The organism is Enterobacter sp. UPMP2060 (assembly GCF_053709655.1).
Genome location: NZ_JBSKJQ010000006.1, coordinates 165,574 through 187,438, shown reverse-complemented (window position 1 = coordinate 187,438; position 21,865 = coordinate 165,574). Strand labels below are relative to the sequence as shown.

Below are 21,865 nucleotides of genomic sequence, written 5' to 3'. Positions count from 1 at the left end.
CAGGCCGTACCAAAACGACAAAACACCAATCTCATTCTGATTACCCTACCGGTGCTGTACAGAATGAACCAGGCGAAAGCTATGTTTCAGGAGTGCAACAATGAGTACATTAAGCCACGCAGCGAGCAGCGCTGAAAAGCGCACTAATGCCCGCTACTGGATAGTGGTGATGCTGTTTATCGTCACATCCTTTAACTATGGTGACCGCGCCACGCTGTCGATTGCCGGTTCGGAAATGGCAAAAGATATCGGCCTTGATCCGGTGGGCATGGGTTACGTTTTCTCCGCATTCTCATGGGCCTACGTCATCGGACAAATTCCTGGCGGCTGGCTGCTGGACCGTTTTGGATCTAAACGCGTCTATTTCTGGTCTATCTTTATCTGGTCGATGTTTACCCTGTTGCAGGGTTTCGTCGATATCTTCAGCGGCTTCGGCATTATCGTGGCGCTCTTCACGCTGCGCTTCCTGGTAGGCTTAGCGGAAGCACCTTCCTTCCCGGGGAACAGCCGAATTGTGGCGGCCTGGTTCCCGGCGCAGGAGAGGGGAACGGCGGTGGCGATTTTCAACTCCGCACAGTACTTCGCGACGGTGATCTTCGCGCCAATCATGGGCTGGCTGACGCATGAGGTGGGCTGGTCGCACGTCTTCTTCTTCATGGGCGGGCTTGGGATCGTCATCAGCTTTGTCTGGCTGAAAGTGATCCACGAACCCAACCAGCATCCTGGCGTGAACAAAAAAGAGCTGGAGTACATCGCGGAAGGCGGCGCGCTGATCAATATGGATCAGAAATCCGCAAAAGCAAAAGTTCCGTTCAGCCAGAAATGGGCGCAGATCAAGCAGCTCGTCGGCTCGCGCATGATGATCGGCATCTATCTGGGCCAGTACTGTATTAACGCCTTAACCTACTTCTTCATCACCTGGTTCCCGGTATACCTGGTGCAGGCACGCGGCATGTCGATTCTGAAAGCGGGATTTGTCGCGTCGGTCCCGGCAATCTGCGGCTTCGTCGGCGGCGTGCTCGGCGGAGTGATTTCCGACTGGCTGATGCGCCGCACGGGGTCACTGAACATCGCGCGTAAAACCCCGATTGTGCTCGGCATGCTGCTCTCCATGACCATGGTGTTCTGTAACTACGTCAGCGCCGAATGGATGATTATCGGCTTTATGGCGATGGCCTTCTTCGGCAAAGGCATTGGCGCGCTGGGCTGGGCGGTGATGGCGGATACGGCGCCGAAAGAGATCAGCGGTCTGAGCGGCGGCCTGTTCAACATGTTCGGCAATATCTCCGGGATTGTTACGCCGATCGCTATCGGCTACATCGTCGGCACCACCGGCTCTTTCAACGGTGCGCTAATCTACGTGGGTGTGCATGCGCTGGTGGCGGTGCTGAGTTACCTGGTGCTGGTAGGGGATATCAAACGCGTCGAACTTAAACCTGTTGCGGAGCGTGGATGATGACAACGCAATCGAGCCCAACCGTCACGGAGATGAAGGTTATTCCGGTGGCCGGGCAGGACAGCATGCTGCTCAATATCGGCGGGGCGCATAACGCCTGGTTTACCCGTAATATCGTCGTGCTGAAAGACAGCTCAGGGAATACCGGCGTGGGCGAAGCCCCGGGCGGAGAGGTGATTTACCAGACGCTGGTCGATGCCATTCCGCAGGTGGTGGGCCAGGAGGTCGCCCGTCTGAACAAGGTGGTTCAGCGGGTGCATAAGGGCAATCAGTCGGCAGACTTTGATACGTTCGGTAAAGGGGCCTGGACGTTTGAACTGCGCGTCAACGCGGTCGCCGCGCTGGAGGCCGCCCTGCTCGATTTACTGGGTAAGGCGCTCAATGTTCCGGTTTGCGAGCTGCTGGGGCCCGGCAAACAGCGTGATGCGGTCACCGTGCTGGGCTATCTGTTCTACGTTGGCGATCGCACTAAGACCGATCTCCCCTATCTGGCTCGATCCACGGGCGATCACGACTGGTATCACCTGCGCCACCAGGAAGCGCTCTCCAGCGACGCGGTCGTGCGTCTGGCCGAGGCGGCGCAGGATCGCTACGGCTTTAAGGATTTCAAGCTGAAGGGCGGCGTGCTGCCCGGCGAGCAGGAGATTGATACGGCCCGGGCGCTGAAAAAACGCTTTGCGGATGCGCGGATCACCGTCGATCCCAACGGCGCCTGGCTGCTGGAGGAAGCGATTAGCCTGTGCAAGGGGCTGGGGGATGTCCTGACCTATGCGGAAGACCCCTGCGGTGCGGAGCAAGGCTTCTCGGGCCGTGAAGTCATGGCCGAGTTTCGTCGCGCCACCGGGCTGCCTGTCGCGACCAATATGATCGCCACCAACTGGCGTGAAATGGGTCATGCGGTGATGCTGAACGCCGTCGACATTCCGCTGGCGGACCCTCACTTCTGGACGCTTTCAGGTGCAGTGCGCGTGGCGCAGCTGTGCGATGACTGGGGGCTGACCTGGGGCTGTCACTCGAACAACCACTTTGATATTTCGCTGGCGATGTTTACCCACGTTGGCGCGGCGGCGCCGGGTAACCCGACCGCCATCGATACCCACTGGATTTGGCAGGAAGGGGAAGCCCGCCTGACGAAAAATCCGCTGGAAATCATCAACGGCAAGATTGCCGTACCGGATGCGCCGGGCCTGGGCGTGGAGATTGACTGGGATCAGATCCATAAAGCCCATGAGGCGTATAAAAAGCTACCGGGCGGCGCGCGTAACGACGCGGGCCCGATGCAGTACCTGATCCCCGGCTGGACATTTGACCGTAAGCGCCCTGTTTTCGGACGTCACTGATAAAAGGATTGAACGATGAGTACTTTTTCTACCCCTGTAGTTACCGCCATGCAGATCGTTCCGGTTGCGGGCCATGACAGCATGCTGATGAACCTGAGCGGCGCACATGCGCCATTCTTCACCCGCAATATTGTCATTATCAAAGATAATTCCGGCCATACGGGCGTGGGCGAAATTCCGGGCGGGGAGAAGATCCGCCAGACGCTGGAAGATGCCATTCCGCTGGTGGTAGGCAAAACGCTGGGTGAGTACAAAAATATCCTCAACACCGTGCGCAACACCTTTGCCGATCGCGATGCCGGAGGGCGTGGCCTGCAGACCTTCGATCTGCGCACCACCATCCACGTGGTGACCGGGATTGAATCCGCGATGCTGGATCTGCTGGGTCAGCATCTGGGCGTCAACGTTGCGTCGCTGCTGGGCGAGGGTCAGCAGCGCAGCGAAGTGGAAATGCTGGGCTATCTGTTCTTTGTCGGCGACCGCAGGCTGACGCCGCTGCCTTATCAGAGCCAGCCGGATGAACAATGCGACTGGTACCGACTTCGCCACGACGAGGCGATGACCCCGGATGCGGTGGTGCGCCTGGCGGAAGCCGCGTACGAAAAATATGGCTTTAACGATTTCAAACTGAAGGGCGGCGTGCTGGCCGGTGAGGAAGAGGCGGAAGCCGTCACCGCGCTGGCAAAACGTTTCCCGCAGGCGCGCGTGACGCTGGATCCGAACGGCGCATGGTCGCTAAATGAGGCCATTGCGATCGGTAAACAGCTGAAAGGCGTTCTGGCGTATGCGGAAGATCCGTGTGGGGCTGAGCAAGGCTTCTCAGGACGTGAAGTCATGGCGGAATTTCGCCGCGCAACGGGGCTGCCGACCGCGACCAATATGATTGCCACCGACTGGCGTCAGATGGGACACACCCTGTCATTGCAGTCCGTCGATATTCCGCTGGCGGACCCGCACTTCTGGACGATGCAGGGGTCGGTGCGCGTGGCGCAAATGTGTCACGAGTTTGGCCTGACCTGGGGCTCGCACTCTAATAACCACTTCGACGTGTCGCTGGCGATGTTCACGCACGTTGCCGCCGCCGCGCCGGGCACGATTACCGCTATCGACACGCACTGGATCTGGCAGGAGGGTAATCAGCGTCTGACTAAGCAGCCGTTTGAGATCAAAGGTGGCATGGTGCAGGTGCCTTCCACGCCGGGGCTGGGGGTTGAGCTGGATATGGACCAGGTCATGAAAGCCCATGAGCTGTATCAAAAACACGGTCTGGGCGCCCGTGACGATGCCATGGCGATGCAGTATCTGATCCCCGACTGGACATTCGACAATAAACGCCCGTGCATGGTACGATAAACGCATTGGGACCGCTCCCACAAGCGGTCTTTTACGTGGTGTATGCTTAACGTAACGACTATGCGTAAGGATGGCTTATGAAAATTGTTATCGCACCGGACTCGTATAAGGAAAGTTTGAGTGCGCTTGAGGTTGCGACAGCGATAGAACGTGGTTTTCGCGAGATCTTCCCCGAGGCGGTTTACGTCAAACTGCCGGTCGCGGACGGTGGCGAAGGGACGGTTGAGGCGATGATCGCGGCAACGCAGGGACGCATTGTGCATGTTCTGGTGACCGGCCCGCTGGGTGAGCGCGTGGAAGGGTTTTATGGCTTATCCGGTGACGAGCAAAGTGCCTTTATTGAAATGGCGGCGGCAAGCGGCCTGGAGCTGGTCGTTCCTTCGCAGCGTAATCCCCTGAAAACCACCTCGTGGGGCACGGGCGAACTTATTCGTCACGCGCTGGATGCGGGCGTTAAGCATATCATCATCGGCATTGGCGGCAGCGCCACCAATGACGGCGGAGCAGGGATGGTGCAGGCGCTGGGGGCAAAGCTGCTGGAAGACAGCGGGCAGCCCCTTGGGCAGGGCGGGGGCGAGCTGGGAAAACTCGCGCGTATCGACCTGAGCGGGCTGGACAGACGTCTGGCGGAGTGCCGGATAGAGGTCGCCTGTGATGTGACGAATCCGCTCACCGGTAAGGATGGCGCGTCAGCCGTATTTGGCCCGCAAAAGGGGGCCACACCCGAGATGATCGTCACCCTGGACAACGCGCTGGCGCAGTATGCGAGAGTCATTGCCCGGGATCTGGATATCGACGTGCTAAACCTTGCTGGCGGCGGCGCGGCGGGTGGCATGGGGGCCGCGCTGTACGCCTTTTGCGGCGCGCAGCTGCGCCAGGGCATTGAGATCGTGACCGATGCGCTACACCTGGCCGACCATGTGGCCGATGCGGATCTGGTGATCACGGGAGAAGGCCGCATCGACAGCCAGACGATCCACGGCAAAGTCGCGGTGGGCGTGGCGAAAGTGGCGAAACGCTTTAACAAACCCGTCATCGGCATTGCAGGCAGCCTGACGTCGGACGTTGGCGTGGTACACGATCACGGCATTGATGCGGTGTTTAGCGTGATCTACACCATCTGCTCGCTGGAGGATGCGCTGGAAAATGCCAGCGAGAACGTCAGGATGGCCGCCAGGAATATCGCGGCGGTGCTGAAAGTGGGGCAGGGAATGTAGTTCTCCCTCTCCCTGTGGGAGAGGGGCGGGGTGAGGGCATCAGGCCGCACCCGCAATCATAGGCCCGGTAAGCGTAGCGCCACCGGGCTTTTATCTCAGCTTCCCAGCAACTTCGTCGCTTCCCGCGTTACGTTATCCATCTCATCCAGCAGCTCCAGGAACTCCGGTTCAAGCTCCGATTCCGGCGTGCCGGCACGCAGCTGCTGCTCCAGCAGCTGGCAAAGGTTTTTCAGCCGCGGCACGCCGCTGTACCCGCAGCTGCCGTGCAGCTTGTGGATCGCCTCCAGCAGCGCTTCCGGGTTTTCACCCACCAGCTGCTCTTCCACCTTATTGCGAATTTCCGGCAGAAACGCGACCAGCATTTGCAGCATTTCGCGGGCTAAATCGGGTTTACCTGCCGCCTGGCGCAGCGCGAGCTGCCAGTCAAAGGTCGCGTTCTGGTTGACGCTGATTTCAACCGGCTCGCTGGAAACCGTGTACGTCCCGCTAATGTGACCCGGCTTATAGCGTAACAGCAGGTTATGAAGTTTCTCTTCATCGATGGGCTTCGCCAGATAGTCATTCATTCCGGCGCTAAGCAGCTTCTCTTTCTGACCGGCCATCGCGTGCGCGGTGACCGCAATGACCGGGGTTTGCTGCTGGTGCGGCAGCTGGTGGATCAGCTCGCAGGCCCGAATGCCATCCATGCCCGGCATCTGAATATCCATCAGGATTAAATCGAACTGCATCTGCTTCGCCTGTTCAACCGCCTGCGCGCCGCTGGTGCATAGCTCAACGTGCTGAACCTGGTCCTCAAGCAATGCGCCAATCAGCTTCAGGTTGGCCTGATTATCATCCACCGCCATCACGCTCATCGGCAATTTTTGCTCGTCGTCAATCAGAGGGAGAGCATGCTGGCTAAGACGGCAATACTCCGTGAGCGCGGGCAGGAGGCGGGTCGAGGTGAGCGGCTTCAGCAGACACGCGGCGGCTCCGTCGTTTTTCAACTCCTCCGCATTAATCTGGGCGTGGCAGGGTAGCGCCAGCAGCAGATAGTCGGTCATTGACGCGGCTTTCGCCAGCCGCTCCTGCTGCATGGTCAGTTCGCCGGTGAAGGTGACCGGGATCCCCATCAGCAGAATATCGTAATGCTCAACGGCAAGCGCTGAGAAGGTTGGGCTGTAGACCACCTCCAGCGGCGTGGTGCTTAAAATATCGAGCGCACACTGCGCTGCCGCCGCGTTAGGTTCGACGTAGGCCAGGCGCTTGCCTTTCAGGCAGTCCGTCACCGGGCCATCGGTCAAAACGTTCGGGTTGAGGTCCAGATTAATGTGGAACCAGAAGGTTGAACCGCGGTTCGGCTGGCTGTGGAAAGAGATATCGCCGCCCATCTCGTTCACCAGGCGCTGCGTGATCACCAGCCCCAGGCCGGTACCGCCATGACGGCGGGAGATACTGGCGTCCGCCTGACGGAACGCCTGGAACAGACGCGACTGATCCCGCTCAGGAATACCGATGCCGGTATCGCGGATCTGGACTTCAATCTGCACCTTATTGCTGCTGATGGAGCGTTTTTCTACCAGAATGTCGATGTTACCGCTTTCGGTGAATTTAATCGCATTCCCGACAAGGTTGGTAATGACCTGCTGCAGGCGCAGCGGATCGCCAATGACGTTATCCGGCACGTCGTTTTTAATGTTGAGCGTCAGCTCAAGGCCCTTGTCGTGCGACGAGTGCGCGAGCAGCGTCACCACCTCATCGAGCGTACTGCGCAGCGGGAACGGAATGCTTTCCAGGATCAGCTTGCCCGCTTCCAGCTTGGAGAAGTCCAGCACGTCGTTGATGATCGCCAGCAGGTTGTTGGCCGAGCGTTCAATGGTGTGCAGGTGATCGCGCTGAGTCGGGTTGAGCTCGCTTTTCAGCGTCAGGCGGGTAAAGCCGATCACGCCATTGAGCGGCGTACGCAGCTCGTGCGACATATTGGCCAGGAATTCCGACTTAATACGTGCCGCTTCCTGGGCGCGCTTTTTCGCCAGATCCAGCTCAACGTTCTGGATCTCCATCTGCTCCAGCGTTTCGCGCAGGTCGGACGTCGCCTGGTCAACGTTGTGCTGCATCTCTTCGTGATACGCCGCCAGCGACATGGCCATTGAGTTGATGCCGTTCTTCAGCATGTCCAGCTCGCCCAGCATAAACCCTTCCACCCGGCTGTCGAGCTGTCCCCGGCGGATGCGGTCAACCGTATTAACCATGTTGCGGATGGGGCCCGTCACGTCGCGCATCAGGCGCCAGCCGAAGATCAGCGCAATGCCAATGCAGAACAGCATCATCACGCCAGAGATAAAAATTTCTTTGTACTGCTGTAGCCGGACCGACTTGAGATCCAGCTCCAGCGACACATATCCCAGCATATTGTTGCTGGATTTGGCGTAGGATTGCGCTGACTCATCGGGGGAATAGCTTTCCGACACGATCGGCGTGCGCAGGATCATGATATCGCCGCGCCGCAAGACGGTGAGGTGGCGCGGGAATGGTGTACCGTCCGGGATCTTCAGAGCCGCCGGATCGAGATGAAAATTCGAGGTGACAAACAGGCGGTTATGTTCGTCGTAAACGGAAATGGCGCGTACGATGTCCGAGTGACGGCGGTGGAGCACGCTGATTAACTGGCCAATGGATTCGCGGTTTTGCAGGTTCATGCCGTACTCGCTGGAAACGGCAAGCGGTTCGATAATGCTGGCGCCTGCATCTTCAAGCTGTCGCTGCAAATCGTTATAGCGGTGCACCACAAAGAAGATACTCAGCAGCAAACCGATGAGAACGGTGGGGGCGAGGATCAAAATCATCATGCGCGCGCGCAGGCTGTAGTTGGTCATGGCGTTCCGTTATGGGACAATTAAGATAATTATGTTTATGTGAGAAAAATCTCGGCGATGGCGCAATTCTACTCTGCAAAGCGACGCGTGACGACGCGTCAAATCATTACTGTTGAAGCCACGGACCTCGATCCGTTTGGTCAGGGAGTGGCACGTCACAACGGTAAGGCTCTGTTTATAACAGGTTTACTGCCGACAGAACGAGCAGAAATTACGCTGACGGAAGATAAACGCCAGTTCGCGCGCGGACAGGTTAAGCGTCGCCTCAACGATAGCCCGGAGCGCGTGAAGCCCCGCTGCCCACATTTTGGCGTTTGCGGGGGCTGCCAGCAACAGCATGCGAGCACAGAATTACAGCAAAAAAGCAAAAGCCGCGCGCTGGCGCGTCAGCTTAAACATGACGTTAACGAAATTCTCGCCGATGTGCCCTGGGGCTATCGTCGACGCGCGCGCCTGAGCCTCAGCTATCAGCCAAAAACGGCGCGGCTGGAGATGGGGTTTCGCAAGGCCGGTTCCAGTGACATCGTCGATGTGCAGCAGTGCCCCATTTTGGTGCCCCATCTTGAGGCATTGCTTCCGGATGTGCGCACCTGTCTCTCCGGGCTGGACGGCGTTCGCCACCTCGGGCATGTCGAACTGGTCATGGCCAACAATGGACCGCTGATGGTGCTGCGCCATACCGCGCCGCTGTCGAAAAAAGATCGCGAAAAACTGGAACGCTTTTCGCATTCCCACGACCTGGCGCTTTTCCTTGCACCACAAAGCGAGATACTTGAGCAGGTTACCGGTGAGGCGCCCTGGTATGCGTCAAACGGGCTACGCTTAACGTTCAGCCCGCGGGATTTCATTCAGGTGAATGATGGCGTAAACCAGCAGATGGTTGAGAAAGCGCTGACGTGGCTGGATGTTCAGAAAAGCGATCGGGTGCTCGATCTGTTCTGCGGAATGGGCAACTTCACGCTGCCGCTGGCGCGAAAAGCGGCCAGCGTCGTCGGCGTGGAAGGCGTTGAGGCGCTGGTGGCTAAAGGGCAGGAGAACGCACTGCAGAACGGCTTGCAAAATGTGACATTCTTTCATCAAAATCTTGAGGAAGATGTCACCCAACAGCCGTGGGCAAAACAGGGCTTTGATAAAATTTTGCTCGACCCGGCGCGTGCCGGTGCCCAGGGTGTGATGGCACATATTATTAAACTCGCGCCAAAGCGTGTGGTCTATGTTTCCTGTAACCCGGCAACGCTTGCCCGGGACAGTGAGGCATTAATCCGCGCGGGTTACCAGATTCAGCGTCTGGCAATGCTGGACATGTTCCCGCACACTGGTCATCTGGAATCGATGGTGTTGTTCGAGCACATCTAATTTGTTTGGCTTGTCGACTTCGACAGGCCCAGGTCCCTAAAGGAGAGGACAATGGTTGCGGTAAGAAGTGCACATCTCAATAAAGCTGGGGAATTTGACCCACAAAAATGGATCGCAAGTCTGGGAATTTCCAGCCAGCAGTCGTGTGAACGCTTAACCGAAACCTGGGCCTATTGTCTGCGCACCACGCGGGGGCATCCCGACGCCGATCTTCTCCTGTGGCGCGGCGTGGAGATGGTGGAAATCTTATCCATGCTGAACATGGATATTGAAACGCTGCAGGCCGCGCTTCTCTTCCCCCTCGCGGATGCGGACGTGGTCAGCGAAGACGTGCTGCGCGACAGCGTCGGGAAATCCGTCGTCGCGCTGATCCACGGCGTGCGCGATATGGCAGCCATTCGCCAGCTGAAGGCCGCGCACACCGATTCCGTCTCCTCTGAGCAGGTCGATAACGTTCGCCGGATGCTGCTGGCCATGGTGGATGATTTCCGCTGCGTGGTCATCAAGCTTGCCGAGCGGATTGCCCACCTGCGTGAGGTGAAGGATGCGCCGGAAGACGAGCGCGTGCTGGCCGCCAAAGAGTGTACAAACATCTATGCGCCGCTGGCGAACCGCTTAGGGATTGGTCAGCTGAAGTGGGAGCTGGAAGATTACTGCTTCCGCTATCTGCACCCGGCGGAATATAAACGTATTGCCAAACTCCTGCATGAGCGCCGTATCGACCGCGAGCATTATATCGACGAATTTGTCGGCGGCCTGCGCCAGGCGATGAAAGAAGAGAACGTGCGCGCCGAAGTCTACGGCCGGCCTAAGCATATCTACAGCATCTGGCGCAAAATGCAGAAGAAACACCTCGCGTTTGACGAGCTGTTTGACGTGCGCGCCGTGCGTATCGTGGCGGAGCGTCTGCAGGACTGCTACGCCGCGCTGGGGATAGTACACACTCACTTCCGTCATCTGCCCGATGAGTTCGATGACTATGTCGCCAACCCCAAACCGAACGGCTATCAGTCTATCCATACCGTTGTGCTTGGCCCTGGCGGCAAAACGGTCGAGATTCAGATCCGCACCAAACAGATGCACGAGGACGCCGAGCTGGGCGTGGCCGCGCACTGGAAATACAAAGAAGGCACGTCCGGCGGAGCGCGTTCTGGCCACGAAGACCGCATTGCCTGGCTGCGCAAGCTGATTGCGTGGCAGGAAGAGATGGCCGACTCCGGCGAGATGCTCGACGAAGTGCGCAGCCAGGTCTTTGACGATCGGGTGTACGTCTTTACCCCAAAAGGGGACGTTGTCGACCTGCCTGCGGGCTCTACGCCGCTCGATTTTGCCTACCACATCCACAGCGATGTGGGGCACCGCTGCATCGGGGCGAAAATTGGCGGACGTATCGTACCGTTCACCTATCAACTGCAGATGGGGGACCAGATTGAAATCATTACCCAGAAGCAGCCCAACCCGAGCCGTGACTGGCTTAACCCGAACCTGGGCTACGTCACCACCAGCCGCGGGCGCTCGAAAATTCACGCCTGGTTCCGTAAACAGGATCGTGACAAGAACATCCTTGCCGGCCGCCAGATCCTTGACGACGAGCTGGAGCATATCGGGATAAGCCTGAAAGAGGCGGAGAAATTCCTGCTGCCGCGCTACAACTTCAACGAGCTTGACGAGCTGCTAGCGGCGATTGGCGGCGGTGATATCCGTCTGAATCAGATGGTGAACTTCCTGCAGGCGCAGTTCAATAAGCCAAGCGCGGCAGAGCAGGACGCGGCGGCGCTGAAGCAGCTGCAGCAGAAAACCTATGCGCCGCAGCAGCGCAGCAAAGACAACGGCCGCGTGGTGGTTGAAGGCGTAGGTAACCTGATGCATCACATTGCCCGCTGCTGTCAGCCTATTCCGGGCGACGATATCGTCGGCTTTATCACTCAGGGACGCGGGATTTCGATTCACCGTTCCGACTGTGACCAGCTTGCCGAGCTGCAGTCGCATGCGCCGGAGCGCATCGTGGAAGCGGTCTGGGGTGAGAGCTATTCTGCCGGCTACTCGCTGGTGGTGCGCGTCACTGCCAACGACCGCAGCGGCCTGCTGCGCGACATCACGACCATTCTCGCCAACGAGAAGGTCAACGTGCTGGGCGTCGCCAGCCGCAGCGATACCCGCGAGCAGCTTGCCACCATCGATATGACCATCGAAATCTACAACCTGCAGGTGCTGGGCCGCGTGCTTGGCAAACTGAACCAGGTGCCGGATGTGATTGACGCGCGTCGTCTGCACGGCGGTTAAACACACTCTTCTGTAGGCCGGGTAAGGCTTTGCCGCCACCCGGCTTGCTTTTTTAATGGAAAACACTATGACTCAAATCGACCGCCTGCTCGGCATCATGAAACGCCTGCGCGATCCTGAAAACGGCTGCCCGTGGGACAAAGAGCAGACTTTCGCCACCATTGCGCCTTATACCCTCGAAGAAACCTACGAGGTGCTGGACGCCATTTCCCGCGAAGATTTTGACGACCTGCGCGGCGAGCTGGGCGACCTGCTGTTCCAGGTGGTGTTCTATGCGCAAATGGCGCAGGAAGAGGGGCGCTTTAACTTTGACGATATCTGCGCTGCCATCAGCGACAAGCTTGAGCGCCGTCATCCCCATATCTTCGGCGATGCCACCGCAGGGAACAGCGCTGAGGTGCTGGCCCGCTGGGAGCAGATCAAAAGCGCCGAGCGGGCGGAAAAATCCCAGCACTCGGCGCTGGATGATATTCCGCTGAGCCTGCCCGCGCTGATGCGCGCGCATAAAATCCAGAAACGCTGCTCCGCCGTCGGTTTTGACTGGACCTCCCTCGGCCCGGTGCTCGATAAAGTGCACGAAGAGATTGACGAAGTCATGCACGAAGCGCAGCAGGCGGTGGTGGATGAAGCAAAGCTTGAGGAAGAGATGGGCGACCTGCTGTTTGCAACCGTCAACCTTTCTCGCCATCTGGGTGTAAAAGCGGAAACCGCCCTGCAAAAAGCCAACCTAAAATTCGAACGACGCTTTCGCGAAGTTGAGCGGATTGTCGCCTCGCGAGGCCTGGAAATGAGCGGAATTGACCTCGAGGCAATGGAAGAAGTCTGGCAGGAAGTAAAGCGCCAGGAATCTGATCTCTAACGAGATTTTGCGATCAAGCGCAATCTGTGTGATTTTTTAAATGACAAGCGCTTGATTTGCGTCAAAAACATTTACCCAAAAGGGGCTATTTTCTCACTCCTTATGTTTGTCATGGCCTGGAATGGAGACGGAGAATGAAAGTTTGTGGCGCTCGCCGTGTTCGGGTATACTACTTTCCCGTCCTGGTTATTCCATCGTTTCACCCTAACTTCTCAGGTTCAGCATGACAACGAACTATATTTTTGTGACCGGCGGGGTCGTATCCTCTCTGGGTAAAGGCATTGCCGCAGCCTCCCTCGCAGCCATTCTTGAAGCCCGTGGCCTCAATGTGACCATGATGAAACTGGATCCGTACATCAACGTCGATCCGGGCACCATGAGCCCAATCCAACACGGGGAAGTGTTCGTTACTGAAGACGGCGCTGAAACCGATCTGGATCTTGGCCACTACGAGCGTTTCATCCGCACCAAAATGACCCGTCGTAATAACTTCACGACTGGCCGCATCTACTCCGACGTTCTGCGTAAAGAGCGCCGTGGTGACTATCTGGGTGCAACCGTTCAGGTTATCCCGCACATCACTAACGCAATCAAAGAACGCATTGTTGCGGGTGGCGAAGGCCACGACGTGGTGCTGGTTGAAATCGGCGGTACCGTGGGTGATATCGAATCCCTGCCATTCCTGGAAGCGATTCGTCAGCTGGCGGTAGATATCGGCCGTGAGCACGCGCTGTTCATGCACCTGACTCTGGTGCCGTACATGGCCGCCGCAGGTGAAGTGAAAACCAAGCCGACTCAGCACTCTGTGAAAGAGCTGCTCTCCATTGGTATTCAGCCAGATATCCTGGTTTGCCGCTCCGATCGTGCGGTTCCGGCGAACGAACGTGCGAAAATTGCATTGTTCTGTAACGTGCCTGAAAAAGCCGTTATTTCAATGAAAGATGTCGATTCCATTTATAAAATCCCGGGCCTGTTGAAATCTCAGGGCCTGGACGATTATATTTGTAAACGATTCAGCTTGAACTGTCCGGAAGCGAACCTGTCTGAATGGGAACAGGTTATTTATGAAGAAGCCAACCCGGCAGGGGAAGTGACTATCGGTATGGTCGGCAAGTACATTGAACTGCCGGATGCCTATAAGTCAGTGATCGAAGCGCTGAAACACGGTGGTCTGAAGAACCGTGTTTCCGTGAACATCAAGCTGATTGATTCGCAGGATGTTGAAACGCGTGGCGTTGAAATCCTGAAAGATCTGGATGCTATCCTCATCCCTGGCGGCTTCGGCTACCGTGGTGTAGAAGGCAAGATCGCCACCGCGCGCTATGCGCGTGAAAACAATATTCCATACCTCGGCATCTGTCTGGGTATGCAGGTTGCGCTGATCGAATTTGCGCGCAACGTAGCGGGAATGGAAAACGCGAACTCTACGGAATTTGTGCCAGACTGTAAGTACCCTGTTGTGGCGCTTATCACTGAATGGCGTGACGAAGAAGGTAACGTCGAAGTCCGTACCGAGAAGAGCGATCTGGGTGGCACCATGCGTCTTGGCGCACAGGCCTGCCAGCTGTCTGACGATAGCGTGGTTCGCAAGCTGTACGGCGAGCCGGTCATCACCGAGCGCCATCGTCACCGCTATGAAGTCAACAACATGTTGTTGAAACCTATTGAAGCCGCGGGCCTGCGTGTTGCGGGCCGCTCCGGGGATGATCAGTTAGTCGAGATCATTGAAGTGCCAAACCATCCGTGGTTTGTCGCCTGCCAGTTCCACCCGGAATTTACTTCAACGCCACGTGACGGGCATCCGCTGTTTGCAGGCTTTGTGAAGGCCGCCAGCGACTACCAGAAGCGTCAGGCGAAGTAAAAAAAGTTAGAACGGCAACGCGTACCTTTGGTACGCGTTGTTTGTCTGGAGTTTTAGTTTAACTTGTACTGAGGAAAATCTAATGTCCAAAATCGTTAAAGTCATCGGTCGTGAAATCATCGACTCCCGTGGTAACCCGACCGTTGAAGCCGAAGTTCACCTGGAAGGTGGTTTCGTTGGTATGGCTGCTGCTCCATCAGGTGCTTCTACTGGTTCTCGCGAAGCGCTGGAACTGCGCGATGGCGACAAATCCCGCTTCCTGGGCAAAGGCGTACTGAAAGCGGTTGGCGCTGTAAACGGTCCGATTGCTCAGGCAATCCTTGGCAAAGACGCCAAAGACCAGGCTGGCATCGACAAGATCATGATCGATCTGGACGGTACTGAAAACAAATCTAACTTCGGTGCGAACGCAATCCTGGCAGTTTCTCTGGCGAACGCCAAAGCGGCTGCTGCTGCGAAAGGTATGCCACTGTTCGAGCACATCGCTGAACTGAACGGCACCCCAGGCAAATACTCCATGCCTGTACCAATGATGAACATCATCAACGGTGGTGAGCACGCAGACAACAACGTTGATATTCAGGAATTCATGATTCAGCCAGTTGGCGCGAAATCCCTGAAAGAAGCGGTACGTATGGGTTCTGAAGTGTTCCACAACCTGGCTAAAGTTCTGAAAGCTAAAGGTATGAACACTGCTGTTGGTGACGAAGGTGGCTATGCGCCAAACCTGGGTTCTAACGCAGAAGCACTGGCCGTTATCGCAGAAGCAGTTAAAGCTGCTGGCTACGAGCTGGGCAAAGACATCACCCTGGCGATGGACTGTGCAGCATCTGAATTCTACAAAGACGGTAAATACGTTCTGGCTGGCGAAGGCAACAAAGCGTTCACCTCCGAAGAGTTCACTCACTTCCTGGAAGACCTGACCAAACAGTACCCAATCGTGTCTATCGAAGACGGTCTGGACGAGTCTGACTGGGCTGGCTTCGCATACCAGACTAAAGTACTGGGCGACAAAATCCAGCTGGTTGGTGACGACCTGTTCGTAACCAACACCAAGATCCTGAAAGAAGGCATCGAGAAAGGCATCGTTAACTCCATCCTGATCAAATTCAACCAGATCGGTTCTCTGACCGAAACTCTGGCTGCGATCAAAATGGCGAAAGACGCTGGCTACACCGCTGTTATCTCTCACCGTTCTGGCGAAACTGAAGACGCTACCATTGCCGACCTGGCTGTAGGTACCGCTGCAGGCCAGATCAAAACCGGTTCTATGAGCCGTTCTGACCGTGTTGCTAAATACAACCAGCTGATTCGTATCGAAGAAGCGCTGGGCGAAAAAGCACCATACAACGGTCTGAAAGAGATCAAAGGCCAGGCATAATTGCTTAAGCCTTAAAATGAAAATGCCAGTCGAATGACTGGCATTTTTTTTGGCTATTTAAAATCGACCGCCATTTGCTCCGGAATGGTCAGCCCCTGGGTGGTTTGCACGCAGCGGGCGATGTAATCCGTAAACCGGGGCGGCTTCGGCATCCCCATGCTCAGCAGTTTATCGTTGCTGAAGCGCACGTTAAGCGTGGCAAATGCACCGTATAAACGCATGGCTTTCAGCATCAGACGTTCGTTGCACGGCCCAAAAATATGTTTCAGCTCGCGGCGCATTCTGACCAGCGTTTCGTAGCTGACCTGCGCATATTTATCCCCGACGGGGGCTTTCTCCAGCGCCTGCGCCATTGCCTGATCGATATCCGCAAAGCGAACGCTGTTCTCTTCTCCCGCAGAAATGTGTACCACTTCTCCCGGACGAGCATTGCTGTTGAGCAGCATTAACATCGCGTCGGCGCAATAATCCACCGGAACAACGTCAATCCGGTCTTCCATTGAGCACATAAACTTCTGCAGCATCAGGCCCATGCTAAAGACCCAGAAAATGCTGCTCGACGGCGTGCAGCCGTGACGGGTATGGCCGACAACGATGGACGGACGGGCGATGAGCAGCGGCAGGTTAGGGCACTCCTGGCGCATCAGCTGTTCGATGGTTGACTTCGAAAACGTGTATTCCACCAGGTGTTCAGCATTCTCTCTGAATTCAGCGCTTTCGGCGACCAGTGAATCCTGCTCCGGCGTGCATGACATTGCGGTGCCGACGTGGAGGAAACGCTGCAGTCCTGTAACCTGCTCCATACGGCGCGCCAGCGCGAGCGTACCTTCAACGTTGACCTTCCAGATCAGCGGGTTATTACCAAATGAGGCGACGGCCGCACAGTTAATCACGTGCGTGACCCGATCCAGACGGGGATCGTTCAGGAAGGCATCCGGCTGGCTGAGGTCGCCAATCAGGATATTATCCACGCCCAGAGAGGCCAGTTTGTCCTCGGGAACGTTGAACTTGCGCATGTTCTCCAGCACGCGCTCCAGCCCGCTCTGCGGATCGCTGGCGCGCGCAAGCAAAAGGAGTTTTGCGGGTTGATCGCTGGTCAGGATTTTTTCAAGAACTGCACCGCCCAGAAATCCGGTCACGCCTGTAATCAATAACATCTTCATTAATACCGTCTCATTATGATTGATGAGGCGGATTGTAGGCATGCAAAAGTAAACGGCATTTAAATAATAAAACGCCGAAATCAATGGCGTCTTAAGCTTATTTTAAGGAAAGGAAATCAGGTGGATATATTGGACAGTATCACAAGGGTAAAAATTCACTCTATTTAAATTTAAATTTTAACCAATTGAATTTAATTGTTTTTATGAATTCTGTGCCGAATAGCAAACCTAATTCAAAATGTAATAAATATAATAATTTGTTACACCAAACATTTATTCAATAAATGTTTTAAACACCACTTAACTCAAATCAGACAACATAAGACGCAGGCCGATTTATTTAGCCTGCGAATGATTTTCAGAGCAAAAGGGGAAGCGTGGCGCTGGCTGTTTGCTGGCTAACGTCGCCGTAATGACCATCCAGCGCAATCATGGACGTGGTCAACAGCTCGACCAGCAGCATCACTCCAACCTTAGCATTGAGCGCGCCTGCACTTAGAGGGCCTTCTGGTTTGGCGGCAACCAGCTGCATGTCGCTCAGAGACGCCAGCGGGCTGCGGGGCGTATTGCTGAGCGCCAGAACCTTAACGCCGCGCTTGCGGGCAAGCTTCACCACGTGGAGTAAATCCCGCGTTGAACCCGAACTGGAGATGGCCACAACCAGCGTATCTTTCGAAAGCGTTGTCGCATTCATGGCCGCACGGTGCATATCGCTAAACAGCTGTGCGGGTTTGCCCAGCCGCAGCAGCTTGTAATGCAGATACTCCCCGAGGATCGCGCTGGCCGCGACGCCATAAATCTGCACGGATTGCGCCTGATGCAGCGCCAGCGCCGCTTTTTCAAGCAGCGCGCGGTCGAGGAGTCTGGCGGTATCCTGCAAAGCCTGCACCGACTCATCCACGACGTTATCAATCTCATCCCCCGCCTGACGCGCGGGCTGGCCCTGCTGAATATCCAGCGCAAGCGCCATTTTAAATTCGTTATAGCCCTTGCAGCCCAGCGTCCGGCAAAGGCGCGTGACGCTGGCTTCGCTGGTGCGGCTCTCGCGCGCCAGTTCAGTGATCGTCAGGTAGAGCACCCGGGCAGGATCGCTGAGGACAAACTCACCGAGTTTTTGTTGCGTTGGGCTGTACCCGGAAGCCTCCTGGCGGAGCTTCAGCAGCAGATTTTCATGGTCCGACATGCCACGTCCTTAATGTGTTTCGCTGCGACTAGTGTGGCGGAAAGGAGGGGAAAGATGCCAGTCATTTTGAAAAAGTATGATCGGCTTCCTGGTTTTTGATGATAATTTTCACTGTGTTATATTTATGTGGTAAAAATTTTCATCGTTTAACGGGGAGATGAAAAAATGATGCAAATGTTCAGTGGTGCTTCTTCGGGGGGATGGTTTGAAAAAGCGCAGCGCTTTGGTAAATCCTTTATGTTGCCTATCGCCGTGCTGCCCGCGGCGGGCCTGCTGCTGGGGATAGGCGGCGCGTTATCGAATCCCAATACGCTGGCGGCTTATCCGTTTTTAGATGTGGGCTGGCTGCAGGCCATTTTCACTATCATGAGCAGCGCCGGTTCAATCGTGTTTGCGAACCTCTCGGTGCTGTTTGCGGTTGGGGTAGCCGTCGGGTTGGCAAAAAGCGATAAGGGCACGGCTGGGCTGGCGGCGCTACTCGCGTTTCTGGTGATGAATGCCACCATCAACGCGCTGCTGATCCTCACCGGCAAACTGGCGCACGAGAACCCGGGCGCTGTAGGGCAGGGAATGACGCTGGGGATCCAGACGCTGGAAACCGGCGTGTTTGGCGGCGTGGTGATTGGTCTGGTGACCTGCACGCTCCATCACCGGTTTAATAAAATTGCGCTTCCGCAGTTCCTCGGGTTTTTTGGCGGCTCGCGCTTTGTTCCCATCATCAGCTCGCTGGCGGCGATACTCGTCGGCGCGCTCATGACGGTGGTCTGGCCGCATTTTCAGAAACTGATTTTTGGTCTCGGCGGGCTGGTGGATGCCACCGGCTATCTGGGCACCCTGCTGTACGGCTTCATTTTACGCATGCTGGGCCCGTTTGGTTTGCACCACATCTTCTATCTGCCGTTCTGGACCACCGCGCTCGGCGGCAGTGAGATTGTTAACGGTCACCTCGTCGAGGGCACACAGCGGATCTTCTTCGCCCAGCTGGCCGACCCGAACACGCAGCATTTCTATGAGGGCACGTCGCGCTTCATGTCCGGGCGCTTTATTACGATGATGTTTGGCCTGCTCGGCGCGTGTCTGGCGATGTACCACACGGCAAAACCGGAGAACAAAAAGCGCGTTGCCGGGCTGCTGCTCTCTGCGGCGCTAACCTCGTTCCTGACCGGGATTACCGAGCCTATCGAGTTTTCCTTCCTGTTTATTGCGCCTGTGCTTTACGTCATTCATGCGCTGTTTGACGGGCTGGCGTTCATGCTCGCGCACATGCTGCATATCACCATCGGGCAAACCTTCTCCGGCGGTTTTATTGACTTCGTGCTGTTCGGCATTTTGCAGGGAGAGGCCAAAACCAACTGGATGTTCGTTCCGCTGGTCGGCGTGCCGTGGTTCTTCCTTTACTACTTCACCTTCCGCTATCTGATTAACCGCTTTGATTTTGCCACGCCGGGTCGGGAAAAGGAGGCGATGGCCAATGAGGTGACCTTCTCGCAGAGCGAGCGCGCCGTTGCGGTGATCGCGGGATTAGGCGGAAAAGAGAATCTGGAAGAGGTGGACTGCTGCGCCACGCGGCTTCGCGTCACGGTGAAGGACGGCAGCAAAGTGAATGATGCGGCGCTGAAAGCCACCGGCGCGCGCGGCGTTATCGTACGCGGTAACGGGGTTCAGGTCATTTATGGCCCGCACGTCACGATTATCAAAAACGAAGTGGAAGAGATCTTATCGTAATGAAAACTGTACTGGATAACCTGAAGGGAAAACTGGTCGTCTCCTGTCAGGCGCTGGAGAATGAACCGCTGCACAGCCCGTTTATTATGTCGCGCATGGCGCTGGCGGCGGCGCAGGGCGGGGCCGCTGCCATTCGTGCCAACAGCGTGGTGGATATCGAGGCCATTAAGCAGCAGGTCTCTTTGCCTGTTATCGGCATCATCAAACGGGATTACCCGGAAAGCGAGGTGTTTATCACCGCCACGATGAAAGAGGTGGATGAGCTCATGGCCGTCTCTCCGGAAATCATTGCGCTTGATGCGACGGCGCGGGAGCGTCCCGGTGGAGAATCCCTGGAAACGCTGGTCACGCGCATCCGCTCGCGCTATCCCGCGGTACTGCTGATGGCGGATATTTCCACCGTGGGCGAAGCCGTGACGGCACAGGCGCTTGGTTTTGACTGTGTCGGCACCACGCTTTACGGCTATACGGCGGAAACGGCGGGCCATTCGCTTCCGGAGAACGACTGCGCGTTCCTGAAGGCCGCGCTGGCTGCCGTGACGGTTCCCGTGGTTGCCGAAGGCAACGTGGATACGCCTGAACGCGCGGCCAGATGCCTGGCGCTGGGCGCGCATACGGTCGTCGTCGGCGGCGCCATCACCCGTCCACAGCAAATTACCGAGCGTTTTATGGCGGCGATTGGCGCGCAAAGCACCGATGGAGCATGACCATCCTGCGGGGATCTGCGATACTTATCGTTTATCCCCTTTACTGAGATGACTATGCAGTACCCGATTAACGAGATGTTCCAGACCCTGCAAGGCGAGGGTTACTTTACCGGCGTTCCCGCTATTTTCATTCGTTTACAGGGATGCCCGGTTGGCTGTGCCTGGTGTGATACCAAACATACGTGGGATAAGCTCGCAGATCGGGAAGTGTCGCTGTTTAGCATTCTGGCGAAAACCAAAGAGAGCGATAAGTGGGGCGCGGGCAGTTCAGAAGATCTGCTGGCCATTATTGGTCGTCAGGGCTGGACGGCGCGCCACGTGGTGATCACCGGCGGTGAACCCTGTATCCACGATCTGACGCCGCTGACCGAACTGCTCGAAAAGAACGGCTACAGCTGCCAGATTGAAACCAGCGGCACCCATGAAGTGCGCTCTTCACACACCACCTGGGTGACGGTATCGCCAAAAGTGAATATGCGCGGCGGGTATGACGTGCTGTCTCAGGCGCTGGAACGCGCGGATGAGATTAAGCACCCGGTTGGGCGCGTGCGTGATATCGAAGCGCTGGATGAACTGCTGGCAACGCTGACGGATGAAAAGCAGCGCGTCATTGCGCTACAGCCGATCAGCCAGAAAGACGACGCGACGCGCCTGTGCATTGAAACCTGTATTGCGCGCAACTGGCGCCTGTCGATGCAGACGCACAAGTACCTGAATATTGCCTAAAAAAAAGCCCGGTTTAGCCGGGCTTTTTTTACTCCCCGCGATAGATACAGCCGGCGGTACAGGTCTCTTTGATCATCACCGCGCTCAGCAGCGGCACCAGCGGCTTCATCTGATCCCAAATCCATTTCGCCAGCACTTCGCTGGTCGGGTTTTCAAGGCCCGGGATATCATTCAGGTAGTAATGATCCAGACGATCGTAGGTCGGCTTAAACGCCGCCTTCAGTTCGGCAAAATCCATGATCCAACCGGTATGCGGATCAACTTCACCGGTGATCTCAAGACGCACCATGAACGAATGCCCGTGCAGACGGCCGCATTTATGCCCTTCAGGGACATGCGGAAGGTGGTGGGCGGCTTCGAAGGTGAAATCTTTAAACAGTGTGGTGGACATGATCGCTCT

Annotated in this window: 16 protein-coding genes; 12 read left to right on the top strand and 4 right to left on the bottom strand. The window is 56.5% G+C overall.

The window, feature by feature from the left end; translation table 11 throughout:
- Nucleotides 1-100 precede the first annotated feature (100 nt).
- From gudP to ACWKXN_RS14495, 4 genes are all read left to right on the top strand, one after another.
- A complete protein-coding gene (gene gudP, locus ACWKXN_RS14510) occupies nucleotides 101-1,456 on the top strand; it encodes a galactarate/glucarate/glycerate transporter GudP (RefSeq protein ID WP_033146426.1) in 1,356 nt (451 codons plus the stop codon).
- Complete coding sequence (locus tag ACWKXN_RS14505) at nucleotides 1,456-2,796, top strand: enolase C-terminal domain-like protein (protein WP_182932107.1); 1,341 nt, start codon at nucleotides 1,456-1,458, stop codon at nucleotides 2,794-2,796. The genes gudP and ACWKXN_RS14505 overlap by 1 nt, the downstream gene beginning before the upstream one ends.
- A gap of 15 nt (nucleotides 2,797-2,811) precedes the next feature.
- Nucleotides 2,812-4,149 carry a glucarate dehydratase gene (gudD, locus tag ACWKXN_RS14500; protein ID WP_182931151.1) on the top strand — a complete coding sequence of 446 codons (1,338 nt, stop codon included), beginning with the start codon at nucleotides 2,812-2,814 and terminating at the stop codon, nucleotides 4,147-4,149.
- Between the two features lie 77 nt (nucleotides 4,150-4,226).
- Nucleotides 4,227-5,366, top strand: a complete 1,140-nt coding sequence (locus ACWKXN_RS14495; protein ID WP_454543954.1) for a glycerate kinase — start codon at nucleotides 4,227-4,229, stop codon at nucleotides 5,364-5,366.
- A gap of 95 nt (nucleotides 5,367-5,461) precedes the next feature.
- Here ACWKXN_RS14495 and barA read toward each other — a convergent pair whose 3' ends face one another.
- Complete coding sequence (gene barA, locus ACWKXN_RS14490; protein WP_454543953.1) at nucleotides 5,462-8,221, bottom strand: two-component sensor histidine kinase BarA; 2,760 nt, start codon at nucleotides 8,219-8,221, stop codon at nucleotides 5,462-5,464.
- A 57-nt stretch (nucleotides 8,222-8,278) separates the two neighbouring features.
- Here barA and rlmD point away from each other — a divergent pair, with 57 nt between their 5' ends.
- The 5 genes from rlmD to eno all read left to right on the top strand — a co-directional run bounded on the left by rlmD (nucleotide 8,279) and on the right by eno (nucleotide 15,961).
- Nucleotides 8,279-9,577 carry a 23S rRNA (uracil(1939)-C(5))-methyltransferase RlmD gene (rlmD, locus tag ACWKXN_RS14485; RefSeq protein ID WP_182931148.1) on the top strand — a complete coding sequence of 433 codons (1,299 nt, stop codon included), beginning with the start codon at nucleotides 8,279-8,281 and terminating at the stop codon, nucleotides 9,575-9,577.
- Nucleotides 9,578-9,628: 51 nt separating this feature from the next.
- Complete coding sequence (relA, locus tag ACWKXN_RS14480; protein ID WP_454543952.1) at nucleotides 9,629-11,860, top strand: GTP diphosphokinase; 2,232 nt, start codon at nucleotides 9,629-9,631, stop codon at nucleotides 11,858-11,860.
- A 67-nt stretch (nucleotides 11,861-11,927) separates the two neighbouring features.
- Nucleotides 11,928-12,719, top strand: a complete 792-nt coding sequence (mazG, locus tag ACWKXN_RS14475) for a nucleoside triphosphate pyrophosphohydrolase (RefSeq protein ID WP_023333241.1) — start codon at nucleotides 11,928-11,930, stop codon at nucleotides 12,717-12,719.
- A 223-nt stretch (nucleotides 12,720-12,942) separates the two neighbouring features.
- Nucleotides 12,943-14,580, top strand: coding sequence for a glutamine hydrolyzing CTP synthase (gene pyrG / locus ACWKXN_RS14470; RefSeq protein ID WP_023309013.1), 1,638 nt, complete (start codon nucleotides 12,943-12,945; stop codon nucleotides 14,578-14,580).
- 82 nt (nucleotides 14,581-14,662) lie between these two features.
- Entirely contained in the window at nucleotides 14,663-15,961 is a 1,299-nt protein-coding gene (eno, locus tag ACWKXN_RS14465; RefSeq protein ID WP_023309012.1) for a phosphopyruvate hydratase, read from the top strand.
- A 53-nt stretch (nucleotides 15,962-16,014) separates the two neighbouring features.
- Here eno and ACWKXN_RS14460 read toward each other — a convergent pair whose 3' ends face one another.
- Both ACWKXN_RS14460 and ACWKXN_RS14455 read right to left on the bottom strand, forming a co-directional pair.
- A complete protein-coding gene (locus ACWKXN_RS14460) occupies nucleotides 16,015-17,124 on the bottom strand; it encodes an SDR family oxidoreductase (protein ID WP_182931146.1) in 1,110 nt (369 codons plus the stop codon).
- 358 nt (nucleotides 17,125-17,482) lie between these two features.
- Nucleotides 17,483-18,307 (bottom strand): MurR/RpiR family transcriptional regulator, encoded by an 825-nt coding sequence (locus ACWKXN_RS14455; protein WP_182071555.1) that lies wholly within the window; start codon nucleotides 18,305-18,307, stop codon nucleotides 17,483-17,485.
- A 165-nt stretch (nucleotides 18,308-18,472) separates the two neighbouring features.
- On the opposite strand from ACWKXN_RS14455, the gene ACWKXN_RS14450 reads away from it, so the two are divergent.
- The 3 genes from ACWKXN_RS14450 to queE are packed head-to-tail and all read left to right on the top strand — an operon-like array spanning nucleotide 18,473 to nucleotide 21,465.
- Nucleotides 18,473-20,032: a PTS transporter subunit EIIC gene (locus tag ACWKXN_RS14450; RefSeq protein ID WP_033146417.1), complete on the top strand. Its 1,560-nt coding sequence runs from the start codon at nucleotides 18,473-18,475 to the stop codon at nucleotides 20,030-20,032.
- Nucleotides 20,032-20,739, top strand: coding sequence for an N-acetylmannosamine-6-phosphate 2-epimerase (locus ACWKXN_RS14445; protein ID WP_182931145.1), 708 nt, complete (start codon nucleotides 20,032-20,034; stop codon nucleotides 20,737-20,739). The genes ACWKXN_RS14450 and ACWKXN_RS14445 overlap by 1 nt, the downstream gene beginning before the upstream one ends.
- 54 nt (nucleotides 20,740-20,793) lie before the next feature.
- Nucleotides 20,794-21,465, top strand: a complete 672-nt coding sequence (gene queE / locus ACWKXN_RS14440; RefSeq protein WP_182931144.1) for a 7-carboxy-7-deazaguanine synthase QueE — start codon at nucleotides 20,794-20,796, stop codon at nucleotides 21,463-21,465.
- Between the two features lie 28 nt (nucleotides 21,466-21,493).
- Here queE and queD read toward each other — a convergent pair whose 3' ends face one another.
- Nucleotides 21,494-21,856, bottom strand: a complete 363-nt coding sequence (queD, locus tag ACWKXN_RS14435; protein WP_023309002.1) for a 6-carboxytetrahydropterin synthase QueD — start codon at nucleotides 21,854-21,856, stop codon at nucleotides 21,494-21,496.
- Between the last annotated feature and the right edge of the window lie 9 nt (nucleotides 21,857-21,865).

Excerpts from the sequence above, each read along its gene's own strand:
- barA (WP_454543953.1), bottom strand. The coding sequence starts at position 8,221 with ATGACCAACTACAGCCTGCGCGCGCGCATGATGATTTTGATCCTCGCC.
- queD (WP_023309002.1), bottom strand. The coding sequence starts at position 21,856 with ATGTCCACCACACTGTTTAAAGATTTCACCTTCGAAGCCGCCCACCAC.
- relA (WP_454543952.1), top strand. The coding sequence starts at position 9,629 with ATGGTTGCGGTAAGAAGTGCACATCTCAATAAAGCTGGGGAATTTGAC.
- ACWKXN_RS14455 (WP_182071555.1), bottom strand. The coding sequence starts at position 18,307 with ATGTCGGACCATGAAAATCTGCTGCTGAAGCTCCGCCAGGAGGCTTCC.
- rlmD (WP_182931148.1), top strand. The coding sequence starts at position 8,279 with ATGGCGCAATTCTACTCTGCAAAGCGACGCGTGACGACGCGTCAAATC.
- gudD (WP_182931151.1), top strand. The coding sequence starts at position 2,812 with ATGAGTACTTTTTCTACCCCTGTAGTTACCGCCATGCAGATCGTTCCG.
- ACWKXN_RS14445 (WP_182931145.1), top strand. The coding sequence starts at position 20,032 with ATGAAAACTGTACTGGATAACCTGAAGGGAAAACTGGTCGTCTCCTGT.
- ACWKXN_RS14460 (WP_182931146.1), bottom strand. The coding sequence starts at position 17,124 with ATGAAGATGTTATTGATTACAGGCGTGACCGGATTTCTGGGCGGTGCA.
- gudP (WP_033146426.1), top strand. The coding sequence starts at position 101 with ATGAGTACATTAAGCCACGCAGCGAGCAGCGCTGAAAAGCGCACTAAT.
- mazG (WP_023333241.1), top strand. The coding sequence starts at position 11,928 with ATGACTCAAATCGACCGCCTGCTCGGCATCATGAAACGCCTGCGCGAT.
- ACWKXN_RS14450 (WP_033146417.1), top strand. The coding sequence starts at position 18,473 with ATGATGCAAATGTTCAGTGGTGCTTCTTCGGGGGGATGGTTTGAAAAA.
- ACWKXN_RS14505 (WP_182932107.1), top strand. The coding sequence starts at position 1,456 with ATGACAACGCAATCGAGCCCAACCGTCACGGAGATGAAGGTTATTCCG.
- pyrG (WP_023309013.1), top strand. The coding sequence starts at position 12,943 with ATGACAACGAACTATATTTTTGTGACCGGCGGGGTCGTATCCTCTCTG.
- queE (WP_182931144.1), top strand. The coding sequence starts at position 20,794 with ATGCAGTACCCGATTAACGAGATGTTCCAGACCCTGCAAGGCGAGGGT.
- eno (WP_023309012.1), top strand. The coding sequence starts at position 14,663 with ATGTCCAAAATCGTTAAAGTCATCGGTCGTGAAATCATCGACTCCCGT.
- ACWKXN_RS14495 (WP_454543954.1), top strand. The coding sequence starts at position 4,227 with ATGAAAATTGTTATCGCACCGGACTCGTATAAGGAAAGTTTGAGTGCG.